This is a genomic window from Capnocytophaga sp. oral taxon 878 (assembly GCF_002999135.1).
Classification (GTDB): Bacteria; Bacteroidota; Bacteroidia; order Flavobacteriales; family Flavobacteriaceae; genus Capnocytophaga.
In genome coordinates this window covers 1,405,105-1,429,881 of record NZ_CP027229.1, presented here as the reverse complement: position 1 = coordinate 1,429,881, position 24,777 = coordinate 1,405,105, and the positions used below count along the sequence as shown (strand labels likewise).

The following is a 24,777-nucleotide window of genomic DNA, read 5'->3' as shown; positions in this document are numbered from 1 at the left end:
TTATTTTAATTATCATTCATTACATCTTCTGCTTCTTCTACTAATTCTACAAATTCTTTGCGATAACCGTTTTCATCTTTACCCAAAGCTGTATTGGCAAGTTCTATTACTTTTCCATAAGTAGCTGTTCCTTTGTGTTTTGAATTACGTAATAGCATTCCAAACTGAGCTACTGCTGCTGCAAAGCGGTAATCATTATCTGTTTTATTTAGCTCAGTAAGGATAAAAGGAATAGGCTCTGTTAGTTCTATACTCTTAGCACGTTTTACAAAAGGCGATTTATAGCGTATTTTAAGAAATCCTAATTCACCATTATGGCTTTGAGTGTCTTGTTTTTGGTAGCGTAATTCATTTGTTTTATTTCCTTGTGCAGGGACTAGTTCATACAGTACAGTTACTGTATGTCCTGCTCCTATTTCTCCTGCATCTTTTCCATCATCTTTAAAATCTTCATTCTCTAAAGCACGATTTTCATAACCTATTTGTCGGTATTCTTTTACATACTGAGGATTAAACTCTAATTGTAATTTAACATCTTTAGCTACAGTATAAAGGGTGCCACCAAATTCTTTTACTAATACTTTTTTAGCTTCTTTTAGGTTGTCAATATAAGCATAGTTACCATTACCTTTATTGGCGATAGTTTCAAGCATATCATCACGGTAATTACCCATTCCAAAACCTAGAACAGAAATGTATACACCACTTTTTCGTTCTTTAGTAACAAGGCGTTCCAATTCGCCTTCAGAGCGTACTCCTACATTGAAATCACCATCAGTAGCTAAAATGATACGGTTATTACCATTAGGGATGTAGTTTTCACGAGCTATACGATAAGCTTCTTGAATACCTTCACCACCAGCAGTTGAACCTTGAGCTTCCAAACTATTAATTACTTTAAGTATTTTTTCTTTTTCTTTTGCCGAAGTAGAAGGTAAAACTATCCCCGTTTCACTAGCATATACTACTATAGCTACTTTATCTTCAGGGCGTAAACTCTCTAACAATAATTTGAAAGATTCTTTTAACAAAGGCATCTTGTCTGGTTCATCCATTGAGCCTGATGTATCAATAAGGAAAACAATATTAGAAGCAGGTGCTTTTCTCAAATCAATAGTTTTGGCCTGTAAACCTATGCGTAATAGGTAATTTTGGTTATTCCACGGACAAGTACTTAAGGTAGTAGTAGCTTTAAGGGGATTTGTACTATCTTTAGCAGGCGGATTATAGCTATAGTCAAAATAGTTGATAAGTTCTTCAATACGTACAGCATCTTTTTCCGGTTTATCACCATCTTCAATCATACGGCGTACATTGCTATACGAAGCATTGTCTACATCCGCAGCAAAGGTAGTTACAGGGTCGGTAGTAGTACTTTTAAAGTTATTCTCATCAATAGCCTTATAAGTTTCAGTAAGTATTTTTTTGCTTTTTCTTAACTTAGAAGCTCCTCTTTTATGTCTGCCTAAACCTACTACTGGTATAGATGCTGTGTATGCTTCTTTTCTTTGAATATTATAACCTGTTACTACTACTTCATCTAGAGATCTATCATCTTCATCTAAAGCAATATCAATCACTTTCTGGCTTGTGATCTTTACTTCTTTTGTTTTAAAACCTATAAAAGAGAACTGCAAAATATCACCTTTTTTTACTTTAATAGTGTACTTACCCTCCATATCGGTTACTACTCCTTCAATAGTACCTTTAATTACTACTGAAGCATATAATAAAGGGGTCTTATCAGAAGCTTGAGTTACGATGCCTGTTACTTCAAATTCTTGTGCCCAAAGGTTCCCTATTGCAAGGAACAATAGTATTAGAAATTGTTTCATTGTAATATTATGTATTTATTAGTTATAAAAAGAACTTTGCCAAAGTATTTTAACCTTGACAAAGTTCAATGAATATTAGCTAATTTGCTAATTGCTTTATTTCTTCTAAAAACTTTTCTGCTAATTCATCAGCAGCAACTTGGCTTTTAGCTTCAGTATAGATCCGGATAATAGGCTCAGTATTAGATTTACGTAAGTGTACCCAGCTTTGTGGGAAGTCAATTTTTAACCCATCAATAGTACTTATTTGTTCATTAGTATATTTTTCTTTCATTGCAGCAAGCACTTTGTCAGGGTTGAGACCACTACTTAGCAGTATTTTGTTTTTACTCATAAAGTAAGCAGGGTAACTTTTACGTAAAGCGCTTACTGCAATTCCTTTTTCTACCAATAATGAAAGGAAAAGAGCTACCCCTACAAGGGCATCACGGCCATAGTGCAGTTCTGGGAATATTACCCCTCCATTTCCTTCACCTCCTATTACCGCATTTACCTCTTTCATTTTAGTAACTACATTCACTTCACCTACAGCAGCTGCACTATACTGTACTCCATGTTTTTCAGCTATATCACGTAAAGCACGTGAAGAGGATAAGTTGGATACTACATTACCTTTCTGCTTGCTAAGTATATAGTCGGCACAAGCTACTAAGGTATACTCTTCTCCAAACATTTCACCTTTTTCAGTTATTAGGGCTAGACGGTCTACATCAGGGTCTACCACTATACCCAAGTCAGCTTGGGTTTCTACTACTTTAGCACAGATGTCAGCTAAGTGTTCTTTTAGTGGTTCGGGGTTATGAGGAAAATGGCCATTAGGTTCACAGTAAAGAGTTACTATATCAGCCCCTAAACGTTCTAATAAAAGAGGAATAGCAATTCCTCCAGTAGAGTTTACAGCATCAACAGCAACTTTGAACTTCCGTTTGCGTATAGCTTCAATAGTTGCTAAGGGCAATAGAGATAGAACAGCATCAATATGGCGTTGTATGTAAATATTGTTATGAGTAATATCCCCTAATTTATCTACTTCAGCAAAAGTAACCTCATTGCTAGCAGCCAACCGCAGCACTTCCTCTCCATCTTGGGCATTAAGAAACTCACCCTTGTTATTAAGTAATTTTAAAGCATTCCACTGTTTGGGGTTATGGCTGGCAGTAAGGATAATTCCTCCATCGGCTTGTTCCATAGTTACAGCTACCTCTACTGTAGGGGTAGTACTAAGCCCTAAATCAACTACATCAATACCTAAACCTACAAGGGTGTATTGTACAAGGTTTTGCACCATTTCGCCTGAAATACGTGCATCGCGCCCTACTACTACTTTAATACGATCTTTATGTACATTGGTTTTGAGCCAAGTACCATAAGCAGCTGCAAATTTTACGGTGTCAATAGGGGTTAAATTATCTTCAGGTACCCCCCCAATAGTACCTCTAAATCCTGAAATAGATTTTATAAGTGCCATATTTTATCAGCAATTAATAGTTTAACAATTTTGATTTGATGAGGCAAAGGTACAAAACTTTTCTCAATGAACAATGAATGATGAGCATTTTTAAGAAAAAAGAAACTGTTTTGAAATTATTTCAAAACAGTTTCTTTTTTCTTAATCTGTTATGTTTAGTTTACTTACCTTTACCACCAATAGCGGGATCTTTCATACCTTCTTCAATCATAGTATAAAACTGATCAAGTTTAGGTAGAACTACAATACGAGTACGACGGTTTTGAGCGCGACCAGTAGCATCACCATTACTTGCCAAAGGCACATAATAACTACGACCAGCAGCAGTCATACGTTCAGGAGATATACCAAAATCATTTTGTAATACACGTACAATTTCGGTAGCACGCATTACACTCAAATCCCAGTTATCACGAATACAAGCTGTTTTGATATTTACATTGTCGGTATGTCCTTCTACCATAAACTCAAAATCAGGTTTGTTTTTTACTACTTTAGCTACTTTTTCAAGCACACTTTTAGCGTTTTTAGAGATGGTATAGCTGCCACTACTGAAGAGCATTTTATCAGAAATATTGATAAATACAACTCCTTTTTCTACCTTGATGTCTACATCTTGGTCATCTAGATTACCCAAAACTCCTTTTAGGCTTTGTACTAAAGCAAGGTTCACTGAGTCACGACGGGTAACAGCATCACGTAAGTTTTTAATAGTAAGATCTTTCTCACGCAAACTTTCTAATGATTTTTCAAGATTTTCAGCTCCTTTTTGGGTAAGGGTAGTAAGATTTCCCATATTTTGGATGAGCTGTTGGTTGTTTTGTTGTAACAAATCATTTTGATTTTTTAAACTCTCTGCTTTGTAAGAAAGTTTTTGTTTTTCATCCAAACACATATTTAATTTTACAGTAGCACTATTCAATAAGTCCTCTGTTTGTTTGTTTCGTGCTTCCAATTCAGCATACTTCTTTTTCGATACGCACGATGTAGTAAGCAATCCTAATACTGAGATTGCAATGATAATTTTCTTCATATCGTTTAAATATTTATAATTAATGAGATTGCAAAAGTAATTCTTTCTGTAATATTGTGCAATAAAAATGCCAATTTTTATTTTCTTTTGTTTTTTGTTGGTTCAATAAGAGGCATTTGGGTAGTATTTTCAGTAGGATGAGCTAAAACATGTTCATCAGCATCAATCTCTTCTGGACTTTTCATTCCTTTGATTTCCTTGGGTTTAAGTTCTTTTTCCTCTTTACTAAAAATAGCATCTTTGTTAGGGATGCGTTCATCTCCTCGCCAAACAAATTCACGGAACTTACGATCAGAAGCAGGGAGCTTGTCGTCCGGATACAAATTGCCCGAAGGTTGTGTAATGAATACCGTTTGTTGTATTTGTTGGTTCTTATCTAAGTAAATCTTAATTCGGCTACAAGTAAGTTTGTTAATACCTATTAACTCTTTAGTATCATTATAAACATAATATATAGATTCGGTATTCTGCATAAAGTCAATTTGCCGCAAATTATTATCTTTGAACTTGCCATAAAGGTACTTTCCTTTTACTTGGTTGTAGCCATCGCTAAGGGTGTCTTTTTCTACTACTAAGGCATTTAGAAAAACTTTTAATGAGTCCAACTGCTCAGTTTTTACATTTGCTATTAGATGTATATTGTCGCCAGTCATTTGGCTATTACCCGTCCATGCTACTGGTTTACCTACTAATTGAGTAAGTCCTATTTCTTCACTGGAGTGAATAGAGTCACACTTAGCTTGCATATCACTTTTATATATACGTGCATCCGGGTAGGCACGGATAATACGATGACTAGGTTTACCGGTTACTAGTATGCGCTTACCATGCATATAAATAGAATCTTTTTCAACTAAACTAATAATAAGAGCTTTTTTGGTAATAAACATTGAGTCTTTTGTCTTGTGAATCTCACCATAATGCCCTTTTACAAAAGTTTTATTTATAGTATCGGCAATAAAAATATTGTTAGAACCAGAAGCAAATTGTCTTCCTCTATCAAAATATAAGCTATCTCCTGTAAGAGTTTTTAGGTCATATTCTATTTTTGCCTCTTTCATAAAATAGCCTTGTTGATGCCTTGTATCATAATAACCGCGCTCACAATAGAGCTTATAATCAGCTCCTACAATAGTGGTTTTACCATAAAAATAGGCATTACCCGATGTGTGATAATAATCCAAAACCTGTGAATGTACAGTAAATTCTTTATTTACAATCTTTACTGAATTCGTAAACTGGTTTTTCTTTAGGGTCGCATAATATCTGCCTGTTTTGCTTGTAAGTTCATTATCAGGGTCAGTGATTTTTCCAAAATTGTTGTAATAAGCCTCTTGAGTATTGCGGTCAAAAAAGAGTTCTTGAGTTTCAAGTGTCATATTACCATTGCGCAGCATTACATCTTGACGAGCTACAGCCATTTTAGTATCACCTTTGTACGATACATATTGGCTATTCATCTGGAGAGTATCCCCTTGTTGTAACACAACATTGCCGCGGGCTATAACCTCATTACGTTCTTCGTAAAGGACAGCTAAATCACACCACACATCAAGCCCTTGATGACGGAACTGAACCCTTTGTCCGTCCGACTTAAAAATAGTAGCTCCTGGATACTTGACATTATCAATGGTAAACTCACCTCCATATACGATCTCGATACGGCGGGTTTTGGTATTGTCATTTTGTGCTACTGTAATGTCACAAAAGCTTAGCAAACAAGCTGTTATTATGTAAATATAGAGGTTTTTCATTCAGCTATTTTTCATTCTAGAGCGCAAAAGTACAAATAATTTGCCAAATTGCTATTAAAAACAAGATAAAAAAACACTGATAACATTTTGTTATGCAGTGTTTTTTATTACAATTTATTGCTTACTATTTGTTAACTGAGATAACTCAACAGGAGGACGGTAATTTACTCCTTGCTTAAGCAGATATTGCAAATGAAAGTCTAACTTTTCAATAAATGCTTGCCAATTGCGCTGAGGCATCTGTGTCCATCCAGCTTCGGAAAGAGCTAAGGCACGAGGATACGTCATATAAAAAGCTCTGAAAAGATCTTTAACACTTTCACCCCATAAAGTAGCTTCTACTCCAAAAATATATTCCTTTTCTTCTTCGGTAGTGAGGTTAAAAGCAGGATTAAACTCATATACCCGTTGTAAGGTTAGGGTAGGCATCCAGCCTACATTAGGCAGGTCATCTTTGGCTTGAGGGTAATCAAAATAGGCATATTCACCAGGAGAAGTTATCACCTTAAAGCCATCTTTCTTAGCTCTTTCTAAAACTTGAGGGGTAGTGCGATAACGCCAAAGGTACATTATACTGCCTTGTGGATAGTTAGGGATATCCAACTCCATCCAAATAAGAGGTTGCTTTCCGTTCTTAATTAAAGAAGAATTTACTTTATGAAAAAACTCACTCATTAAGTCTTGAGCCTTTAAGCTGGGGTTAGCTTGTAATAAGCGTTTAGCTTCGGGGTGTTCCATCCACTTATCTGTAGGGGCCTCATCACCCCCTATATGGAAATATTTACAAGGGAAAACTTCCGAAAGCTCAGTAATCACATCATCCATAAAGGTATATACTTCGGGCTTAGCAAAGCAAAGTAAATTTTTAGAAACCCCTGCTGTAGTCCGTACCCCTATAATAGTATCATTACAGCTAAGGAAAGGATAAGCAGCTACTGCGGCATCACTATGACCAGGTACATCAAACTCTGGTACTAACTGGACATTGCGCTCTAGGGCATATTGTACAAGCTCTTTCATTTCTGCTTGGGTATAAAAACCATCGTTATTGCGTTTAGAACCTTCAAAATCGGTACGTTTAGACCCTATTTCGGTTAGTTTGGGATATTTTTTTATCTCTATACGCCATCCTTGGTCATCAGTGAGGTGTAAATGTAAGTAGTTGAACTTATATTGTGCCATTACATCAATATATTGCTTCATTTCCGAAATTTTCCAATAATGACGAGCTGGGTCAATCATTAAGGCACGGTAAGCAAAGCGAGGTGCATCGGTAATAGTAAGACAAGGGAAGGCGTTTTTGCCTTCCAATTTTACTTGAGCTTTTAGCTGTTTTAAGCTTTGTTCAGCATAGAACTTACCTGCATCAGTAGCATATTTTATTGTTATGTTTTTAGGTTTTATCACTAACTGATAGCCCTCTGGGTTTGTGATAAGATTATCCTGTTTATAAGTAATTTGGGTGCTGAGCTGGCAGCTACCTTTGTGATAAGTTACTTCATTTGGTTGCGGAATAATTTTAATTTGCGCTGAAAGAGGCAAGGTTATAAATAATAAAATGTAATACAGTTTTTTCATTATAAAAATAATATTAAAAGGTAATGTTAAAAATAGTAAGTAGAACCTTTTAATTACACAGAAAAGGTTCATTTTTCTTGATTAATTATTCACTAATCTTTACGTTTTTGGTACGTTCTAATTTAAAACGTTCTTTGTTCCAGTGAAAAGGTTTGAATTCCTTATTTTTAATAATCTTATTATTGCGATAAATAAGATTATCTACTGATTTGGCGTATAAAATAGGTTCGTCAAAGGTTTCAAATACGTTATTCTCTATAAGAATGTTAGAGTGAAAGTATTTTTGTTGTTCTTCCAAGTTTGGAATTTCAGGGTAAATAGAGATAATAGCATTTGTAAACTGATAGTTGGCAGTAAGAGCATTGATAAAACGGTTATTTTTAATTACTACATTATGGCAAGCTCCTGTTTCATACCAACCGTTACAATCGCCACAAAGCAAGATAGCAGTGCCGTGAGTATGATCGAATACATTATGGCTACAAATAACTTTCTTAGGAGTGCTGAATAGAGCACCACGAGCACGGTTATTACGTACTATATTATTTTTGAAAATTACCTCAGGTGTCCAAGTAAGATTTTCAACTCCACAAGGGGTATCAGGATTTACCTCAGCAGGTAGAGGCTCGTTAAAGGTAATTTCAAAAATTTTAGCACCTACCTCAGTAGGTTTATCTACAGCCTTAATAGTTTGTATGCGGTAAGTTTTATTGCCTATTACATCCATTGTTTTAGAGGCAATAAATTGTACCTCATCACCTACATTACCCCAAAGGAATCCCCACGATTGGTGGTGCATATACTGCCCTCTTATAGTGCGATCGCCTTGGCGAGCTATTATTTTTAGGTAAGTGCCATGTACATTTATGGCATCATCAGCCATACCTTCATACAAACCATTTTCGGAACGAATTAAACCTTTACAGCCTGAAAAGTGGGTAGCATCGGCTTGAGTTGTATAATAGCGTTCAGACCCTTCCTTTAGGGCTACTTTAAAGTGGTTTAAGCTAATATTTTCCGTAAGTTGAGCTAAAAGCCCCATTCCGTGAGCATTATGTACAGTGATATTCTCTAACTTCACGTTCTTGCTTTTGGTTACAAAAATAGCAGGAGTAGGACGTGTATATGTACGCAATATAAAACGCTCATTTTTTTGTAGGTAAGGATTTTTTGCTCCCATTCCCTCTATCAGGAACTCATTAGGCGCTGTTTCGGTAATGTTAGTAGGATTAAATCTGAGGTCAGCACGGTTATAAGCCAAACGTTTGTTAGGACTGAAAATCATACCTCCAAAAGGAGTTTCTTCATAATCTTCACCTGTGAAGATAAGTTTATTGTCTTTAATTTTGTAATTACCTTCGGGGTAAATACGTGCCTTAACCTTATTATTGATACTATCTACCTCGGTAATGTGCAACTGCCTAAGATGAGGTATGGCAAAGTCTATTGAAAAGTTTTTAAGAGTGATATTAGTGCAGTTTTTCACTACAATTGGTAGTATAGTACCGTGAAAGAGGAGTTCACTTCCATTACCATCGATAACTACATCATGTAGATTTTCAAGGTAGAAGGCTACTTTTTTAGGGTTAGTTTGGTCATGGTTAGAGATGTAGAGTTCTTTTTCGGTAGTTTGGTTTAGGTGAAAATGATAAGTATCTTTTTTTAAAGTGAATTGCTTATTACTGGCAATTTCCATTTCGGCAGGTGTAGTTACCGTAGTACGACAGGCAGCAAGAAGCAGTCCGAATACTAAAAGGGCAGATTTCATTTTTTTCATAGTTTTATATGGTTTATTTGTTTATTGTCTCATATCGTTTTTAAGTTTAGCGCTGCAAAATTAGTATATTAAAAATATAAAACAAATATTACTGCTACTTTTTTAGAGAATGTTTTATAAAAAAATAGGTGCCAAACTTGTATGCTTACCATACTTGTCTGGCACCTAAAACTTTTAACTCTAATAATTAGGATTTTGTACTAAAGTGCCCTTGTTTTTATCTATTTCAGATTGAGGTAGGGGCCATAGATAGTGTTTAGCTTCAAACTTGCGTCTTACTATTCCATCAGTTACAGCATTAATTACTTGTTCTGCTATTTTCCAACGTTTAAGGTCAAAGTAGCGTTCTCCTTCAAAAGCGAGTTCTACACGACGTTCGTGGCGGATGCGAGTTCTCATTTCATCTTTTGTAAGACCCGTAGGTAAAGCAGGCATTCCAGCTCTTGCTCGTACTTGGTTTACATAACCATATACCGCTATAGTAGCTCCTGAAATTTCATTTTCGGCTTCTGCTAGCATAAGTAATACATCAGCGTAACGCATTATTACCCAATCTTGCTGGCTTTGAGTTGCATACTCATAAGGAGCTTCTAAGTTAGGCGATAAGAATTTGGCTAAACCTATACCGGTAGGGCGTGCGTTATTAGGAGTGATGTAAGTACCACGATGAGGGTATTTATCTACGAAGATAGTTTTAGCCATACGTGGGTCACGCGTTGCTAAAGAGGCATTCGTAAAAGCTTCAATATCTACCTTACCATTAGTTTGAGTAACAGCTGCAGCTGTAGTACCATCAGCATTTTCAAACTCATTTACAAAGTTAGCTAAAGGAGATACTACTAACCAGCCTCCGTACCACAAATCAGCATAGGTATAGTTATTAGGAGCAAGGTATTTAACAGACATCATTATCTCAGGACAAGTTTCTTGTTTTAAATCAAAGAAATTATCAGAGAAATCAGTAGCTAATGAATAGCCTGAGATGGAAGCTAACACTGTTTTTGCTTCTTGCATTTTAGAAGCAATAGCATTACCACTTTCATCATAAGCAGTGTACAATATTAAGCGGGCTTTGAAGGCTTTAGCAGCATTACTTGTCCAACGTCCTTTTTCAACAGAGTAAGACTGAGAAGGTAAGTTGGCAATAGCAAAGTCTAAGTCTTCCATTATAAAATTATAAACATCAGCAGCAGGGCTTTTGGCTTTGTATTGAGAGTCTAAATCTAAGACTTCTTTTATGATAGGCACATCACCATAACAACGATAAAGGTATGTGTAAAAGAAGGCACGTATCATACGGGCTTCAGCTTGATTTACTTTTTTAGTAGCAGCATCAATGCCCGAAAAGCTTTCTAAATTTTTCAAGAAAATATTAGCACGTACAACAGCTTTGAGTCCGTCTAAATATACATTGCTTATAAAACCTCCAGAGCTAGCATCAATATTACCTTGAGAGAGGCCAATGGTTAAACCATATTGCCCTTCATTATGTTGTCCGTAAGAGTTATCGGTAAGGTTATCCCAAGTAGGTAATCCTTGTGCGAAGTGAGGGTGCTGCATTGTACCATAGCAGGCAGTAAGAGCCATTTTGTAATCACTTTCTGTTTTCCAAAATGTACCAGATGAGGGGCGGTCATTAGGATTAAGATCCAAAAAATCTTTATTGCACGCCGTAAGCAATGATAATGCGGCTGCATATATAAATATCTTTTTCATTTGTTATCAAGTTTAAAATTCAACATTTAGACCCATAGAAACAATTTTGTTTTGTGGGTATTGTACGAAAAGACCATCGCCAGCGCGTTCGGGGTCTAGCCCTTTGTAGTTAGTAATTGTCCAAAGGTTATCGCCAGAGAAGTAAACACGCAATTTGGTAAGTCCAATTTTTGAAATTACATCATCAGAGAAAGAGTATCCTAATGTAATGTTTTTAAGGCGTAAATATGAAGCATCTTGTAAGTACCAAGTGTTATTACGGCGGTTATGACTATCGCCTACTTGGTTAAAGTACATACGAGGGTAGCTATTGGTAGAACCTTCTCCTGTCCAGCGGTTATTTACAAAATCACGAGTAGGAGCAGTACCTTGGCGGAAAGGATCTAATCCCCAACCAGTAGTATAAATTTTACGACCTTCTACCCCTTGGAATAGTACTGAAAAGTCAATGCCTTTGTATTCTAAATGAGCATTAAATGAATAGTCATATTTAGGGAATCTTCCATCTACCACTGTACGGTCATTATTATCGATTTTACCATCGTGATTTATGTCTTCATACTTAAAGTCACCAGGGCGTACGGGGTCATTAAACTGTTTAGGAGAGTTATCAATTTCAGTTTGGTTTTGGAATACTCCTATCATTTTAAGCATATAGAAAGAGTTGTAGGGCAATCCGTTTTCGCGTACATTAAATCCATCAATTTCGCGAGCTCCAAAATTCACAAGTTTGTTACGTGATATATCGATAAAGAAACCTGCACCATAACTTAAACCTTCTAGCTTACCGCTAGTGAGAGTATGGTTGTATTGTACTGATAGTTCATGCCCATAGTTTTCCATTTCGCCACTATTCACAGTAGGAGCACTTAAGCCCAAAGCACCTGTTACTTGAGAGTTTCGCAAGATATCAAAGGTGTGTTTTTTGTACCAGTCATACACTATGGTAATGCGGTTAAATAGGTTGATATCAACCCCTATATCGGCTACAGAAGTTGATTCCCACTTAATATCAGCATTAGCATACTCTGTTTGGGCAGCTCCAGGGAAAAGGGTGATGTTATCAAACGGATAAGCACCAGTATAGCTTAACAATGATTGGTAAGGATAGTTACCAATATTTTGGTTACCTAACAACCCATAAGAACCACGTAATTTAAAGTTATTAAGCCAATTCATAGATTCGGCATCTTTAATAAAACTTTCCTCACTCACACGCCAACCTGCCGAGAAAGAAGGGAACCAACCCCAACGATTATCTTTGGATATGCGTGAAGTACCATCATAACGAACATTGGCTTCAAGCAAATAACGTTCTTTATAATTGTAATTGAACCTACCGAAGAAAGATTGTAAAGCCCACTCAACTGTGTTACCTGAGTTGGTTTGGTCAGAAGCAGTACCAGCATTTAGTTCATGGAGGTTGTTGGCATTGTAGTTACGACGATAACCTTGTAGGGTTTGGTAGTTGTTATACTCTTGGCTGTACCCAGCTTGTAGACCTATGGTGTGCTGACCAAAAGTTTTTTCATATTTTAAATAACTGAAGAAGTTAGTATAGAAGTTTTTAGCATTGTTAGATACTAAGCCTCGCCCTCCTACATCAAGGTCACCTGTTCTTAGACCTGTATGATAGTTATATACCGGAGCTACAGGTCGCCAATCTTTATAAGAACTATCAGAATAGGTAACGGCTAATTTTGAATACCAATTTAAGCCTTTTAGAAGAGTAATATCGTCCCATAATTGTCCTGATAGGTTATATTCTGTTATTTTGCGAAGAGCACCACTATCAATAATAGCAGGCATATTTTTATTAGCTTCCTCAAAATCATAGGCTTTAGATACATATTTGCCATCAGCAGTAAAAGGCCTATAGGTAGGTGCTTGTGCTATGGTGGATAAGAAGGTATCTACGTGTCCTTGTCGGGGTTGTTCTGTTTTACCTCTATCAAGAGCCACGTTAACCCCAACGGTAGCCCAAGGTTTGATTTCCGATTTTACATTACTGCGGAAATTGAGGCGGTCGTACTTAAATCCACGCAATACCCCAGGCTGATCTACATATCCTAAAGCAATGTTATAGTTAGTGCCTTTAGCTCCTCCACTAAGGGTAAGATTATGATTTTGTACAAAGGCAGGATTGAACATATAATCAACCCAGTCAAAATTAGGATATTGAGTGCGGTCAGTGGCATTTTCATACGCATTAATCATTTGTTGAGTATAAAGCCCTGTAGTAATACCAGAATTAGCTTTAGCTTCATTAAAGAGGCGCATATACTCGGCTGAATTGGTTACCAAATCAAGCATACGGGTAGGGGTATGCATACCGAAGTTATTTTGATAAGCTATTTTGAAGTGACCATCACTACCAAGTTTGGTAGTTACAAGGATAACACCATTGGCAGCGCGAGCTCCGTAAATAGATGCAGAGGCAGCGTCCTTAAGTACCGAAACATTTTCAATATCATTAGGGTTGATATTATTAATAGACCCAGGAACCCCATCAATAAGTACTAACGGGTCAGAACCTGCCGAGCTGTAAGTACCTTGTCCACGCACCCTCATAGAAGCCGATTCAGCTCCAGGCTGCCCCGTACCTTGCACGATACGCAAGCCAGGTACTTGCCCTTGTAGCATAGTGGTTGTGTTGGCTACAGGGCGCTTAGTAAGCATTTCCGAAGTCACAGCAGCTACAGCACCTGTAAGGTTTTCTTTTTTCTGTACACCGTAGCCCACTACTACCACCTCACTAAGTTGCTGAGTATCTTCTTTTAGTAATACATTGATAATCAGGGATTTACCCCCCCCATTTACGTTTTTCTCTTGAGTAATGTAACCTACAGAGCTGAAAATTAAGGTGTTGTTCTGTTCAGCATCAATGGTGTATTTCCCATCAAGATCGGTAGCTACCCCACGGGTAGTACCTTTAACTTGTACGCTTACACTCGCGATAGGAGTGCCGCTTTCATCGGTAACGGTACCGCTGATTTGTTTGTTCTGCGCCCATAGCAAGGGGAGGCATCCCCATAAAGCCATAAGCAAGGTCAAGACTTTTCTTTTCATACTTAAAACTTTTTATTGTTTAGTTTATCGCCGCAAATTTATATATAAAAAAAACAACAACCAAACATTTTTGCCTTTTTTTTAAGGTTTGTTGTGTTAAAATTTTTATAACCCTTATTTTGTAAGGAATTTTAAAGATTTTTGTATCCAAAAAGCTGACCGATAAGAAATAAAAACAAAAAAATAATGAAAAAAGTTCATTCCAATTTCGCCAAAAAGAGCTTAGAGCGTGAACGAACGAATAACGAAGGATAAACGAACTATAAACGAAGGATAGTCCCTCCCTATCTCAATCCAGTAGCAGTCCATCTCTTGCTTCACCTACTCTCACTCATTTCACGCTCAAAATCTTCTTTTTATAAAGCCCCCCCCTCAGCCACACATTTTCCTCATCACTTCTTATCTCTTACCTACCCCAAATCTTGTAGATTGCAAATTATTTCGTATCTTTGCCAAAAATAATTATATATATGTTAGCAGAAGCATCATTCTCAGGGTTTGTTAAAACCTTATTAATCATACTATTAATAATATGGGGCTTGCGAATTTTACTTCGCTGGGCAGCCCCTTATATGTTGCGTTTCTTCCTCAAAAGGGTAGGGCAGAAGATGCAAAATCAATTCCAACAAACTCAAGAACAGTACTCCCAAAACCCTTATGGGCAGAATACTTACGGCCAACAAAACAACAGCCAATCACACAAAAATACCAATAATACTACCCCTAAAAACCCTAAAACTACCAAGCAGGTAGGTGAATATATTGATTATGAAGAAATTTAATACCCTACTCCCCCATATTGTAATAATAGGACTCTTCGCCCTTATAGCAGTAGCCTTTTTTTATCCCGTATTGCAAGGCAAAGGCATCTTCCAAAGTGATATAGCCCAGTACACCGGTATGGCTAAAGAACGTAATGACTATAGGGCTGCCGGCACCGAAAGTTATTGGACTAACAGTGCCTTTGGCGGTATGCCCACCTATCAGCTCGGGGCTCAATATCCCAATGATTTTGTAAAACAACTCGACAGAACGTTACGCTTCTTACCACGCCCAGCCGATTATCTCTTTCTTTACTTTATAGGCTTTTACATCCTCCTATTAGTGCTGAAAGTGAACTACCGCAATGCCTTACTTGGCGCTATTGCCTTTGGGCTCTCTACCTACCTCATTATTATTTTAGGCGCAGGGCATAACGCCAAAGCCCACGCCATAGCCTACTTCGCACCAGTGCTGGCAGGCATACTACTCGTATTCCAACGCAAATACCTCTGGGGAGGGCTCCTCACAGCAGTCGCCTTAGCATTGGAACTCTGTGCCAACCACTTCCAAATGACCTACTACCTCCTGCTACTCATCTTGCCATTAGGTATAGGATTTCTATACTTCATTATCAAAGAAAAACAATGGATACATTTGGGCAAAACAGCAGCTGCCTTAGTAGTAGCCCTGCTGGTAAGTGTCCTTTGCAACGCCTCGCTGCTGCTATCTACCAATGAATATGCCCAGTGGAGTACCCGCGGCAAATCAACACTTACAATAGCTCCCGATGGCACAGCAAAACCTCATATTAATGGACTTAGCAAAGACTATATTACCGAATACAGTTATGGCAAAGCCGAATCACTAAACCTCATAGTACCACGCCTTTACGGAGGCTCTAACCACGAGGCTCTTGGCAGAGATAGCCAAACTTACCAATATGCGATGCAAACCCTCGTACCGCAAGGCATCTCCCCCGATCGTATTGATGCCGTATTTAAAGACCTACCCACTTACTGGGGCGATCAGCCTATAGTAGCTGCCCCTGCCTACATAGGCGCCGTAGTGTTCTTCTTGTTTGTATTGGCTATTTTTGTAATAAAAGGCCGACTCAAATGGTGGCTGATAGGGGGCTCGGTAATGGCATTACTCCTTTCTTGGGGGAAGAACTTCGGCTTCCTTACCGATTTTATGATTGATTACTTCCCCTTGTACAACAAGTTCCGCGCAGTATCCTCTGTACAAGTGCTGTTGGAGCTTTGTGTACCAGTATTGGCAATTATAGGCTTACATCAGTTTATAAATACACCTGAGCAGGAACGCAAAAAGCCCTTGCTGTACAGTATATACATTAGCTTAGGCTTAATGGCTTTCTTACTTCTTATCAAGAACTTCTTCAGTTTTACAGGAGCAAGTGATGCTGCTTATGCGCAGTATTTTGATGCCGATATTATGCAAAAGATAATAGATGACCGCCGCAGTCTCTACACCTCCGATGTGTTGCGTTCGGCAGTATTTATATTGCTTACAGCGGTAGCTTTAGGCTTGTATCAGTACAAAAAAATCCCTCAATGGGGATTACAATTAGGGGTATTAGTACTTCTTTTTATTGATTTGGGAGGTGTAGCCAAACGATATGTAAACAAAGATAGTTTTGTAGATAAATATCAGCTTAACAATCCTTTTGAGGCCACTCCTGCCGATGCACAAATACTACAAGATAAAGGTTACTACCGTGTGTATGAACCCGAAGTAGGAGTAAATGGTGCACGTACCTCATATTTTCACCACTCTATAGGTGGGTATCATGCCGCTAAACCTTTGCGCTTGCAAGAGCTGTATGATTACCAAATAGCGCAGGGCAATCGTGAGGTGCTTAATATGCTGAACGTAAAATATATACTAATGCGTAACCAGCAGAGGCAGGTACAGCCTATGCTAAATGATGAGGTACTGGGCAATGCGTGGTTTGTACAAAAACTTACTTTGAAGAATACAGATGATGAAGTGATGCAAGCCCTTACAAGCTTTAAACCAGCTACCGAAGCGCTTGCTACTAATGCAGACCTAAAGGCGACTATTCCTACGCAATACACTGTGGATAGTACGGCTACCATTAAGCTAAAAAGCTATGCACCTAATGTGTTAGTATACGAAAGTAATAATCCTAATGAAGGCTTGGCAGTCTTTTCTGAAATGTATTACCCTTATGGCTGGAAAGCTACTATTGATGGTAAAGAAGCTCCTATTTACCGTGTGAATTACACACTTAGGGCAATGGTAGTGCCTGCGGGGCAACACCAAATACGCTTTGCTTTTGAACCCGAAGTAGTACAAAAGGGTAGTTATCTTACCCTTGCTGGGGGTATCTTGTTACTGCTATGGGCTATAGGAGATGCTGTTATAGCGGTACAAAGTAAGAAGAAAGAAAAATGATTAAAAAGAGCTGGAATTACCACGATAAGAACACGCCTCCAGTAAATACTACATATAGCTTTTTGATGGGAAATACAGGTAGTGTGTGTTGTATAGCTTGATAGGAAATCCATATTCCAAAGTGCTCGGTGAAATGGTGTTTTAGCTCAATGTCATAAGCAAAACGAGGGTTGGCTATATTGCTGTCCCAGCGAGAATGTATATAACCGCTAGTAGTGAAATTCCACTTTTCGGTAAGAGGGATTTTTAGTCCTAAAGCTAAACGAGCTTTGATAGTGCGTTGGTGCTTAGTGTCATAAGGATAGGCTATTTCATCGGGGACGCCATCAGTATTCCAATGTTCATACTCGAAGAAGGTACCAAAGCCACTAGTAAGTATAAAATGTTCAGACTGAATAAGGCGGTAGCGGGCTTGAAGTCCGGTGGCAATGCGCAGTTGCAAGCCACGACTGGGTACCCAAACAGCTTCGGCAAAGGGATATACTTCCCAACGAGGCTTGACTAAGTAACGATATTCTAAATGGAAAAAGCCATTACTCACATTAATAGTGTTACCTACAGAGGTAATTTCTAACTGGTTAATGAGGGTAATGGCTTTCTTTTTTTGTAATAATATATTGATATTGGCGTTGTTTTTTACTTGAAAGAAGTTTTGTTTTTCGGTTTTAAAGTTCAGTTCGGGGGCGATGCTTCCTTGCCATGTACGATTTGTGTCAATAACAGGGGCTAAACTTTCAGTAAAGATAATTTGAGCTGTAAGGGGGGCTGTACATAGTAATAACCATACCCTTAATAGATTAGAAATTTTCATCAATACTTTTAATTTCGATAGTGCGTTTGGTTTGGATAGCTACGTTATGGCTGATGGCTAACTGCATTAGACTGTCGGAGTCAACTAATATGATTTTGTGGGTGGGGTTAAGAGAGGCTTCGGCTTTGGCTTCGTCGGAAAAAGAGGAGGTGGTTATAAACACACCTTTTTTTGTGCCTTTTAGGCTGAGCGCTCCGATGAAATTACGTATGTCCTTGGAGGTTACTTGTATATCCCATTTTTTGGCCTGCATATATATTTTATCAATCTGTAATTCATCTTGATACATAATTCCTTCAATTCCTTGTTTTTCTTGCTGCCCTATTACTTCAAAATTGGCAGAATCAATCCCTTTATAGCCTATCTTCTTGAGTAGTTCGACAATAAAATACTCGAAAAAGGAGATGGGCTTACTTTTTATTAGTTGTAATAGTTCAAATTTTAGTGATTGGTGTAGTATTACGCTTGCCTTACCGATGATGACTTCGGGGGTTTCGTTTTGTATTTCTACTTCGATATTTTGGTTTTCGGGGAGGGTTTTGATGTCGTCATTGAATATTGTTTCCCAAGCGTGGAACTGATCGATGCGGCGTAGGTATGCCATATCCATTGTTTTGGATCGTTCTTGAGAGAGGACTTGTAGGCCGGCTTCGGTAATTTGGTAGTATCCTTTTTGGAAGCTGGCTATTAATCCGGCTTGGTATAGGTGGTTGGCAGCCCAATCGATACGGTTGCGGAAGAGGGACTGTGTGCCATTGGGGATTCTAACTTTCATATCGTCCATCGTGAGGCGGAAGTGAACACGTAGTATTTCGACTATTTGTTCAGTAGAGTAGACGCATCCGTCGTGAATGGCCTCGAGGAAGGGGTGCATTAGTTTTTGGAAGTCGGGTATGTTCATTTTTAGCTGTTAGTGGGTTATAGTTTCTGGGTACAAATGTAAGAAATTATTTTGAATTGGGCATAAAAAAGGAGAAAAAAATAAGGGTGAGGTGTGGGGAAAAGATATGAGAGGTTGGGAGAGTAGTTGATTATTAGCGATTAACAAGAATGAAGTGAAAGCTGTGAAGTGATGAGAAAAATGTGGTTTTTGGGGATTTTTGTTGCGAATTTTGCAAAAGAAAGGGCGGGGATGAAAGGGCTGATAGTCAGTATAATAATGCTTATACTTCGTTTATAGTTCGTTTATCCTTCGTTATTGGTTCGTTTATTCTAAGGGATAGCTGTATGGTGCTTGGGGGTGTCTTACTAATAGAATGGTTTGATTATCAGGGGATATGGGTTGAAGGGTAGGGGATAGAGAGGGTGGGGGTGATTTTTGAGGAATTCGCAATTAGGGAGGAGGTGAGAAATAGGAGGCGAGGAGGGGAGGGGTAGTGGAGAGATAGGAAAGGGGAAAGGTATCTTTTACTTGTTGTTTGATTACTATTTTATTGCTGTTTGGGATAAGTATGGAAGAGAAGAGAAAGGCTTGGGTAGGAGGGAGGTTTTAGTATGTTTGACGTAGAAAAATGTTAAAATATTTTGTTATTATTTTTCGATTTCGTAACTTTGCGATGATTTTTAAGACTAAAAAGAAATGAGAACAAGTGTTTTATTTTTGGTAATGGGCTTTATTTTGGGAGCTTGTAATTTGAAAAAAGAAGAAGGTGTGCGGATTGTGAAAGTATATGAAGAGTCGCCTACTGAAAAGATTGATGATTTTATAGCATCGGTAGAAGTTGTTCCGTTGCAAACTACTGATAGTTGTCTTATTAGTCAGGTTTTTAATCTTCATAAAGGAGTTGATGGTAGTTGGTATATTCTTGCTGCTGGAGGGACTACTATTAAGCATTTTGGGAGTGATGGGAGGTATTTGAATAGTATGGGAAAGCAAGGGCAGGGGCCAGGTGAGTACAGAGAACTTAGTAAGTTTATGATAAGTGGTGATACTATTCACTTTTTTGATTGGAATGCTAGAAAATGGATAGAAAGGCTTAAAGATAATACTTTTGTGGGTGAAAAAAGGCTGCCTATATCGTTGGAAGCTATCTGCAGGGTGAAAGATAAATATTTTGTGTATTCGGAAATGGGGGCAAATGAAACGGAAAAGGAAGTAGGTGAGGATGAGGAACAAGAGAAACTTGGAGAGAAAAAGAACGAAAAGGATGAGAGTTTGAAACATTATTTGTGCTTGGTAGATAAGGATTTTAAAGTGCTAAAAATGTTTGACCCTAAAGACCCTAAACGCAAGGCTAAGATACTTTTTGGGCGTGATAACTTTTATGCCATTGAAGGAGGTAACTACTTGTACCAAAGAGATTATAATGATACTATTTACGAGATTGATGCATCGGCATTAGAGGCAAGGGCTAAATATGTGCCTGATTATGGGGCTATAACTCCGCCAGAGAGTTATCTTGCTAAGATTTTTAGTGAGAATATGATAGCAGCATACCAAGTGCTGATGACAAGTGTGAAGTACCCTAGAGATATTAAGATGGCAGCAAGCCCTGAGTATTTGCTGTATGGGTATTATAGTGGGGGAGAGGTAAATGCAAATTACCTGACAATTTATGATAGGAAGAAAGAGGCTTCGCATATTTTTAGTTCGGGAAAAACGCGTTATCTAAATCTATTTACAAATGTATTTGGGTATGATGGTAGTAGTTTTTACGGTTTTGTATCGGCACAGGAATATTTGGCAGTAGTAGCTGAATTACCAGATACGCCTTTGTATAAAGGGCTTAAAGAGAAGGCTAAAACACTAAAAGAAGATGATAACCCTGTGCTGGTACTGTTTAAGCTGAAAGGGTAAGATTATTGAAAGGATTATGAATTATAAATTATTACTTGCAGTTTTGTGTTTGTGTTTTGGTTGTACGCATAAAGTATCTGAAACTGATGGAAGCATACGAGTGAAGCTTTTGCCTACGCAAATAGAAAATACAGCGCCTATGAGTGAGGTGCTTAGTATGAAGAAAAAAGTGCTATTAGAAACAGATGAAGAGAACCTTATAGGTGAAATAAGCAAACTTATTACAACGCCTGATAAATATATTATTTGGGATAGTGAACAGATGATAGTATTTGTTTTTGACCGTAATACAGGTAAAAAGATAGGGCTTATTGATGCAATGGGACAAGGACCACAAGAGTATGTTACTATTTTGGATATTACTTATAACAAAACGAGTGATGAGATACTTATTCTATCGCCCAAAAAGCTGCTGGTATATACCCCAAAAGGAGAATTCAAGAGGGGAGAAAGTACAGAACTTTTTGGTGTGCATATAGCCTTAACCCCTATGGGTAAAGCAGCGGTATATGCGGATTACAGCGAGAATGAAACAGTTGATAAGAAAATAAAGGATAACTTATTAGTGCTAAATGCTGATTTTAAAGTAGAGAAGAGCTATATGCCTTTTAAGACTATGGTAAATAGTTTTGTAAGAATCAATCCTATGATAGGTAATGGAGATAGCTTTTTGTACTATGATAAGTGTACTGATAAGCTATATGGCTTTGCCCCAGATAATAGCTTGGAAGCCCTCTATACTCTTGATTACGGGAATGATAATGCGGAGATAGCAACTAAAGTACTATCGGACTTAGAAAGTGATAAAGGAATGCAGCCTTATAAAGGGGTTTCATTGGAAAAACAATATCAATATTGCGGTTTGAATAATGTGTTGAATACCCCATCATATCTCTTTTTGATATATAGCCAAAATGATTATTACCACTATGTTTTCTATCATAAAGTAGATGGTAAAATAAGACAATTTTCGAAAAAGCAAATGGGTATAGCGCCGCCGATTCCGCTTATAAATGATTTTGATGAGGTACAGTACTACCCTTTGTTATCTAATGAGGGGGATACACTAATAAGTTATGCTTTTTTGCAAGAAAAAGATACTTTTGTAATGATAGAATTTGAAATAAAAGACTGATATGAAAAACCTTGTAACCTTTATTTTGCTAATGATAGCTCCAGCTATGTTGGCACAAAAGATGATTTTAGTAAAAGGAGGAGATTATGTTACTAGTACAAACCAAAAGGTAAAGTTAGCCGATTTTTACATTGATCAAAATGAAGTCACTATTGGTCAGTTTGCTGAATTTGTAAAGCAAACAGGTTATAAAACCCTTGCAGAAGAACAAGGCTATGCTTTTATTACAGGAGGGCAGAAAACGTCCAAAGTATGTTGGCAGTATGATATTAATGGAAAACTAATACCTGAAAAGGAATGGTATTTGTACCCAGTGGTATATCTTACTGTTGATGATATGCAGGCTTATTGTAAGTGGAGCGGCAAAAGATTACCTACAGAAGCAGAATGGGAATATGCTTTTCGGGAAGGAACTAATGCTACTTATAAATATGCAGGTAGTAATTCAGTAAAGAAAGTAGCGTGGAGTGATGAAAAAGACCCTATATCAAGATTGCAGCCTGTCCGATCTAAAAAACCTAATGCTTTGGGTATTTATGATATGAGTGGTAATACTTGTGAAGTATGTGTAAGTGTAAAAGGAGATTCGATTGTTTGGAAAGGAGGTGGTATAGTTGATGATTTGTCGCGTTTTACTTATAAATCACGTCATGTATTTAAACGTAGTAAAGAAGGAAGAGCCTCTTGGTATGTCGGGTTCAGAACAGTAAAGAACGTAAAATAGCAAAGAAGTAGAATTAATAAATACTGGTTTATTTTTGTGACTTAGATAAAATGAAAATTAAGAACTTAATTTTATTATCATTATAAGTACTGAGAGGAAGTAAAACAAAGAACGTTAGTTAGAATGAAGAGAAGGTGAGGGTATTGAGCAAGCTGGAGAAGGAGATTGTTGTATATAAATACAATTTGAAAAGCAGGGGTGTATTATAAAGGAGATTAAGAAGTGAGTTTGTTAAATATAAAAAATTTTTAAGAAAAAATTATGATAATTGAAAAAGTTGTCGTACCTTTGCGCAGTTTTTTTAACGTCCATAGCTTTATGAAAAAAGTATTACTTTTATGTGGTTTGGTTTGTGCCACAATGGGTTGTGCTCAACGAAACAGACCTAATATTGTTCTTATTGTATCGGACGACCATTCGTATCAAACTATTGGTGCTTATAATAATGGAGCTACCGATGCAACACCGGCTATAGATAGGCTGGCTAAAGAAGGGGTACGTTTTAATCGTGCTTTTGTAACTAACTCTATTTGCGGGCCAAGTAGGGCTTGTATTCTCACTGGTAAATACAGCCATAAAAATGGTTTTATGGACAATGAGACTTCTCACTACAACTCATCGCAACAACAGTTTGTGAATCTTTTGCAACAAGGAGGTTACCAAACGGCTTGGGTAGGTAAATATCACTTGGGAGATGATCCTAAGGGGTTTGATTTCTTTAAAATCTTAGTAGATCAAGGAAGATACTTTAACCCTGATTTTATTATCGAGGGTAAAAAATATGTGCGTGAGCAAGGTTATGTAAGTAACATTATTGAAGATGAGGCTGAGAAGTGGTTGGACCGTCGTGATCCTAATAAACCTTTCTGCCTTGTAGTAGGGCATAAAGCAGTACACCGTACTTGGATGCCTGATTTACCTGAATTAGGAGCTTACGAACACGTTAATTTCCCGCTACCTGATACTTTCTTTGATGATTATGCTACTCGTAAGCCTGCTGCTTTGCAAGAGATGGCTATAGGTAAGGATATGGTAATGGGTTATGATCTTAAAATGTTCAAGAGCGAGAAAGATGAGATAAGAGATGCTAACTTTACCCATATGACGGCTACTCAATTGGCACATTATAATGATTTCTATAATCCTATCCGTCAGGAGTATTATAATGCTAATCTTACAGGAGCTGAGTTGGCAAAATGGAAGTTTCAACGTTATATGCGCGATTACTTATCAACTGTAAAATCAATGGATAAGAATATAGGGCGTATGCTTGATTACTTAGAAAAGCACAATTTGAAAGATAATACTATAATAATCTATATGTCGGATCAAGGTTTCTATATGGGAGAACACGGCTGGTTTGATAAGCGTTGGATGTATGAAGAGTCGTTCCGTACGCCAATGATAGTGTCATATCCTAAGATGTTTCCTAAAGGGACTACTAATGATGGATTTGTGCTTAATATAGATTTGGCTCCTACTTTCTTAGAATTGGCTGGCTTACCAGTGCCTGCTGATATACAAGGGAAATCATTCTTACCACTTTTTGCTAAAAAAGCAAAAGCTATTCGCAATCAGCTTTTTTATCACTATTATGAAAATGGTGAGCACGCGGTATCACCACACTTTGGAGTACGTACAGACCGTTACAAGTTGATACGTTACTACAAACGAGTGAATACTTGGGAGCTTTTTGACTTAGAAAAAGACCCTAAAGAGCTTAATAATGTGTATGGTAAAAAAGAATACCAAAAGATTACCAAACAGTTGGAAGCTTTGCTTTTAAAAGAAATACGAGAAAAAGAGGATACATTGGCTGAAAAAGTATTTTTTAACCAAGAGTATTCTGTTAAATAGTTTAATTACACATAATCACGGGTTA

Annotated in this window: 16 protein-coding genes; 6 read left to right on the top strand and 10 right to left on the bottom strand. The window is 37.5% G+C overall.

The window, feature by feature from the left end:
• Positions 1-5: 5 nt before the first annotated feature.
• From C4H12_RS06575 to C4H12_RS06540, 8 genes are all read right to left on the bottom strand, one after another.
• Positions 6-1,835 (bottom strand): VWA domain-containing protein, encoded by a 1,830-nt coding sequence (locus C4H12_RS06575; RefSeq protein WP_106098205.1) that lies wholly within the window; start codon positions 1,833-1,835, stop codon positions 6-8.
• A gap of 79 nt (positions 1,836-1,914) precedes the next feature.
• The gene (gene glmM / locus C4H12_RS06570; RefSeq protein WP_106098204.1) at positions 1,915-3,303 is read right to left on the bottom strand and encodes a phosphoglucosamine mutase; all 1,389 of its coding nucleotides are present in this window, start codon (positions 3,301-3,303) and stop codon (positions 1,915-1,917) included.
• A gap of 160 nt (positions 3,304-3,463) precedes the next feature.
• Positions 3,464-4,336 carry an OmpA family protein gene (locus C4H12_RS06565; RefSeq protein WP_106098203.1) on the bottom strand — a complete coding sequence of 291 codons (873 nt, stop codon included), beginning with the start codon at positions 4,334-4,336 and terminating at the stop codon, positions 3,464-3,466.
• Positions 4,337-4,413: 77 nt separating this feature from the next.
• Complete coding sequence (locus C4H12_RS06560) at positions 4,414-6,090, bottom strand: OstA-like protein (RefSeq protein WP_106098202.1); 1,677 nt, start codon at positions 6,088-6,090, stop codon at positions 4,414-4,416.
• A 114-nt stretch (positions 6,091-6,204) separates the two neighbouring features.
• A complete protein-coding gene (locus tag C4H12_RS06555) occupies positions 6,205-7,668 on the bottom strand; it encodes a beta-N-acetylhexosaminidase (RefSeq protein ID WP_106098201.1) in 1,464 nt (487 codons plus the stop codon).
• Positions 7,669-7,753: 85 nt separating this feature from the next.
• On the bottom strand, positions 7,754-9,436 hold the full coding sequence (locus C4H12_RS06550; RefSeq protein ID WP_371514496.1) for an alpha-1,3-galactosidase B: 1,683 nt from the start codon (positions 9,434-9,436) through the stop codon (positions 7,754-7,756).
• Between the two features lie 189 nt (positions 9,437-9,625).
• Positions 9,626-11,161 (bottom strand): RagB/SusD family nutrient uptake outer membrane protein, encoded by a 1,536-nt coding sequence (locus C4H12_RS06545; protein ID WP_106098199.1) that lies wholly within the window; start codon positions 11,159-11,161, stop codon positions 9,626-9,628.
• Positions 11,162-11,173: 12 nt separating this feature from the next.
• Positions 11,174-14,230, bottom strand: a complete 3,057-nt coding sequence (locus tag C4H12_RS06540) for a TonB-dependent receptor (RefSeq protein ID WP_106098198.1) — start codon at positions 14,228-14,230, stop codon at positions 11,174-11,176.
• A 470-nt stretch (positions 14,231-14,700) separates the two neighbouring features.
• Here C4H12_RS06540 and C4H12_RS06535 point away from each other — a divergent pair, with 470 nt between their 5' ends.
• Together C4H12_RS06535 and C4H12_RS06530 are read left to right on the top strand one after the other, a co-directional pair.
• On the top strand, positions 14,701-15,012 hold the full coding sequence (locus C4H12_RS06535; RefSeq protein WP_106098197.1) for a DUF4834 family protein: 312 nt from the start codon (positions 14,701-14,703) through the stop codon (positions 15,010-15,012).
• Positions 14,999-17,428, top strand: coding sequence for a YfhO family protein (locus C4H12_RS06530; protein ID WP_106098196.1), 2,430 nt, complete (start codon positions 14,999-15,001; stop codon positions 17,426-17,428). Before C4H12_RS06535 ends, C4H12_RS06530 begins: the two co-directional genes overlap by 14 nt.
• A 16-nt stretch (positions 17,429-17,444) precedes the next feature.
• Here the strand turns inward: C4H12_RS06530 and C4H12_RS06525 are convergent, their stop codons facing one another.
• A complete protein-coding gene (locus C4H12_RS06525) occupies positions 17,445-18,239 on the bottom strand; it encodes a DUF481 domain-containing protein (RefSeq protein WP_106098195.1) in 795 nt (264 codons plus the stop codon).
• Positions 18,226-19,140: a restriction endonuclease gene (locus C4H12_RS06520; protein WP_106098194.1), complete on the bottom strand. Its 915-nt coding sequence runs from the start codon at positions 19,138-19,140 to the stop codon at positions 18,226-18,228. The genes C4H12_RS06525 and C4H12_RS06520 overlap by 14 nt, the downstream gene beginning before the upstream one ends.
• Before the next feature lie 678 nt (positions 19,141-19,818).
• Here C4H12_RS06520 and C4H12_RS06515 point away from each other — a divergent pair.
• The 4 genes from C4H12_RS06515 to C4H12_RS06500 all read left to right on the top strand — a co-directional run bounded on the left by C4H12_RS06515 (position 19,819) and on the right by C4H12_RS06500 (position 24,752).
• Positions 19,819-21,036, top strand: coding sequence for a 6-bladed beta-propeller (locus C4H12_RS06515; protein WP_106098193.1), 1,218 nt, complete (start codon positions 19,819-19,821; stop codon positions 21,034-21,036).
• A gap of 16 nt (positions 21,037-21,052) precedes the next feature.
• On the top strand, positions 21,053-22,171 hold the full coding sequence (locus tag C4H12_RS06510; protein ID WP_106098192.1) for a 6-bladed beta-propeller: 1,119 nt from the start codon (positions 21,053-21,055) through the stop codon (positions 22,169-22,171).
• A 1-nt stretch (position 22,172) separates the two neighbouring features.
• Positions 22,173-22,895, top strand: coding sequence for an SUMF1/EgtB/PvdO family nonheme iron enzyme (locus tag C4H12_RS06505; protein ID WP_106098191.1), 723 nt, complete (start codon positions 22,173-22,175; stop codon positions 22,893-22,895).
• A 318-nt stretch (positions 22,896-23,213) separates the two neighbouring features.
• Positions 23,214-24,752, top strand: a complete 1,539-nt coding sequence (locus C4H12_RS06500; protein ID WP_106098190.1) for a sulfatase — start codon at positions 23,214-23,216, stop codon at positions 24,750-24,752.
• Positions 24,753-24,777 lie beyond the last annotated feature (25 nt).

What these genes read in the sequence shown, in the direction of transcription:
- C4H12_RS06575 (WP_106098205.1), bottom strand. Translation starts at nt 1,835, where the DNA reads ATGAAACAATTTCTAATACTATTGTTCCTTGCAATAGGGAACCTTTGG.
- glmM (WP_106098204.1), bottom strand. Translation starts at nt 3,303, where the DNA reads ATGGCACTTATAAAATCTATTTCAGGATTTAGAGGTACTATTGGGGGG.
- C4H12_RS06565 (WP_106098203.1), bottom strand. Translation starts at nt 4,336, where the DNA reads ATGAAGAAAATTATCATTGCAATCTCAGTATTAGGATTGCTTACTACA.
- C4H12_RS06560 (WP_106098202.1), bottom strand. Translation starts at nt 6,090, where the DNA reads ATGAAAAACCTCTATATTTACATAATAACAGCTTGTTTGCTAAGCTTT.
- C4H12_RS06555 (WP_106098201.1), bottom strand. Translation starts at nt 7,668, where the DNA reads ATGAAAAAACTGTATTACATTTTATTATTTATAACCTTGCCTCTTTCA.
- C4H12_RS06550 (WP_371514496.1), bottom strand. Translation starts at nt 9,436, where the DNA reads ATGAAATCTGCCCTTTTAGTATTCGGACTGCTTCTTGCTGCCTGTCGT.
- C4H12_RS06545 (WP_106098199.1), bottom strand. Translation starts at nt 11,161, where the DNA reads ATGAAAAAGATATTTATATATGCAGCCGCATTATCATTGCTTACGGCG.
- C4H12_RS06540 (WP_106098198.1), bottom strand. Translation starts at nt 14,230, where the DNA reads ATGAAAAGAAAAGTCTTGACCTTGCTTATGGCTTTATGGGGATGCCTC.
- C4H12_RS06535 (WP_106098197.1), top strand. Translation starts at nt 14,701, where the DNA reads ATGTTAGCAGAAGCATCATTCTCAGGGTTTGTTAAAACCTTATTAATC.
- C4H12_RS06530 (WP_106098196.1), top strand. Translation starts at nt 14,999, where the DNA reads ATGAAGAAATTTAATACCCTACTCCCCCATATTGTAATAATAGGACTC.
- C4H12_RS06525 (WP_106098195.1), bottom strand. Translation starts at nt 18,239, where the DNA reads ATGAAAATTTCTAATCTATTAAGGGTATGGTTATTACTATGTACAGCC.
- C4H12_RS06520 (WP_106098194.1), bottom strand. Translation starts at nt 19,140, where the DNA reads ATGAACATACCCGACTTCCAAAAACTAATGCACCCCTTCCTCGAGGCC.
- C4H12_RS06515 (WP_106098193.1), top strand. Translation starts at nt 19,819, where the DNA reads ATGAGAACAAGTGTTTTATTTTTGGTAATGGGCTTTATTTTGGGAGCT.
- C4H12_RS06510 (WP_106098192.1), top strand. Translation starts at nt 21,053, where the DNA reads ATGAATTATAAATTATTACTTGCAGTTTTGTGTTTGTGTTTTGGTTGT.
- C4H12_RS06505 (WP_106098191.1), top strand. Translation starts at nt 22,173, where the DNA reads ATGAAAAACCTTGTAACCTTTATTTTGCTAATGATAGCTCCAGCTATG.
- C4H12_RS06500 (WP_106098190.1), top strand. Translation starts at nt 23,214, where the DNA reads ATGAAAAAAGTATTACTTTTATGTGGTTTGGTTTGTGCCACAATGGGT.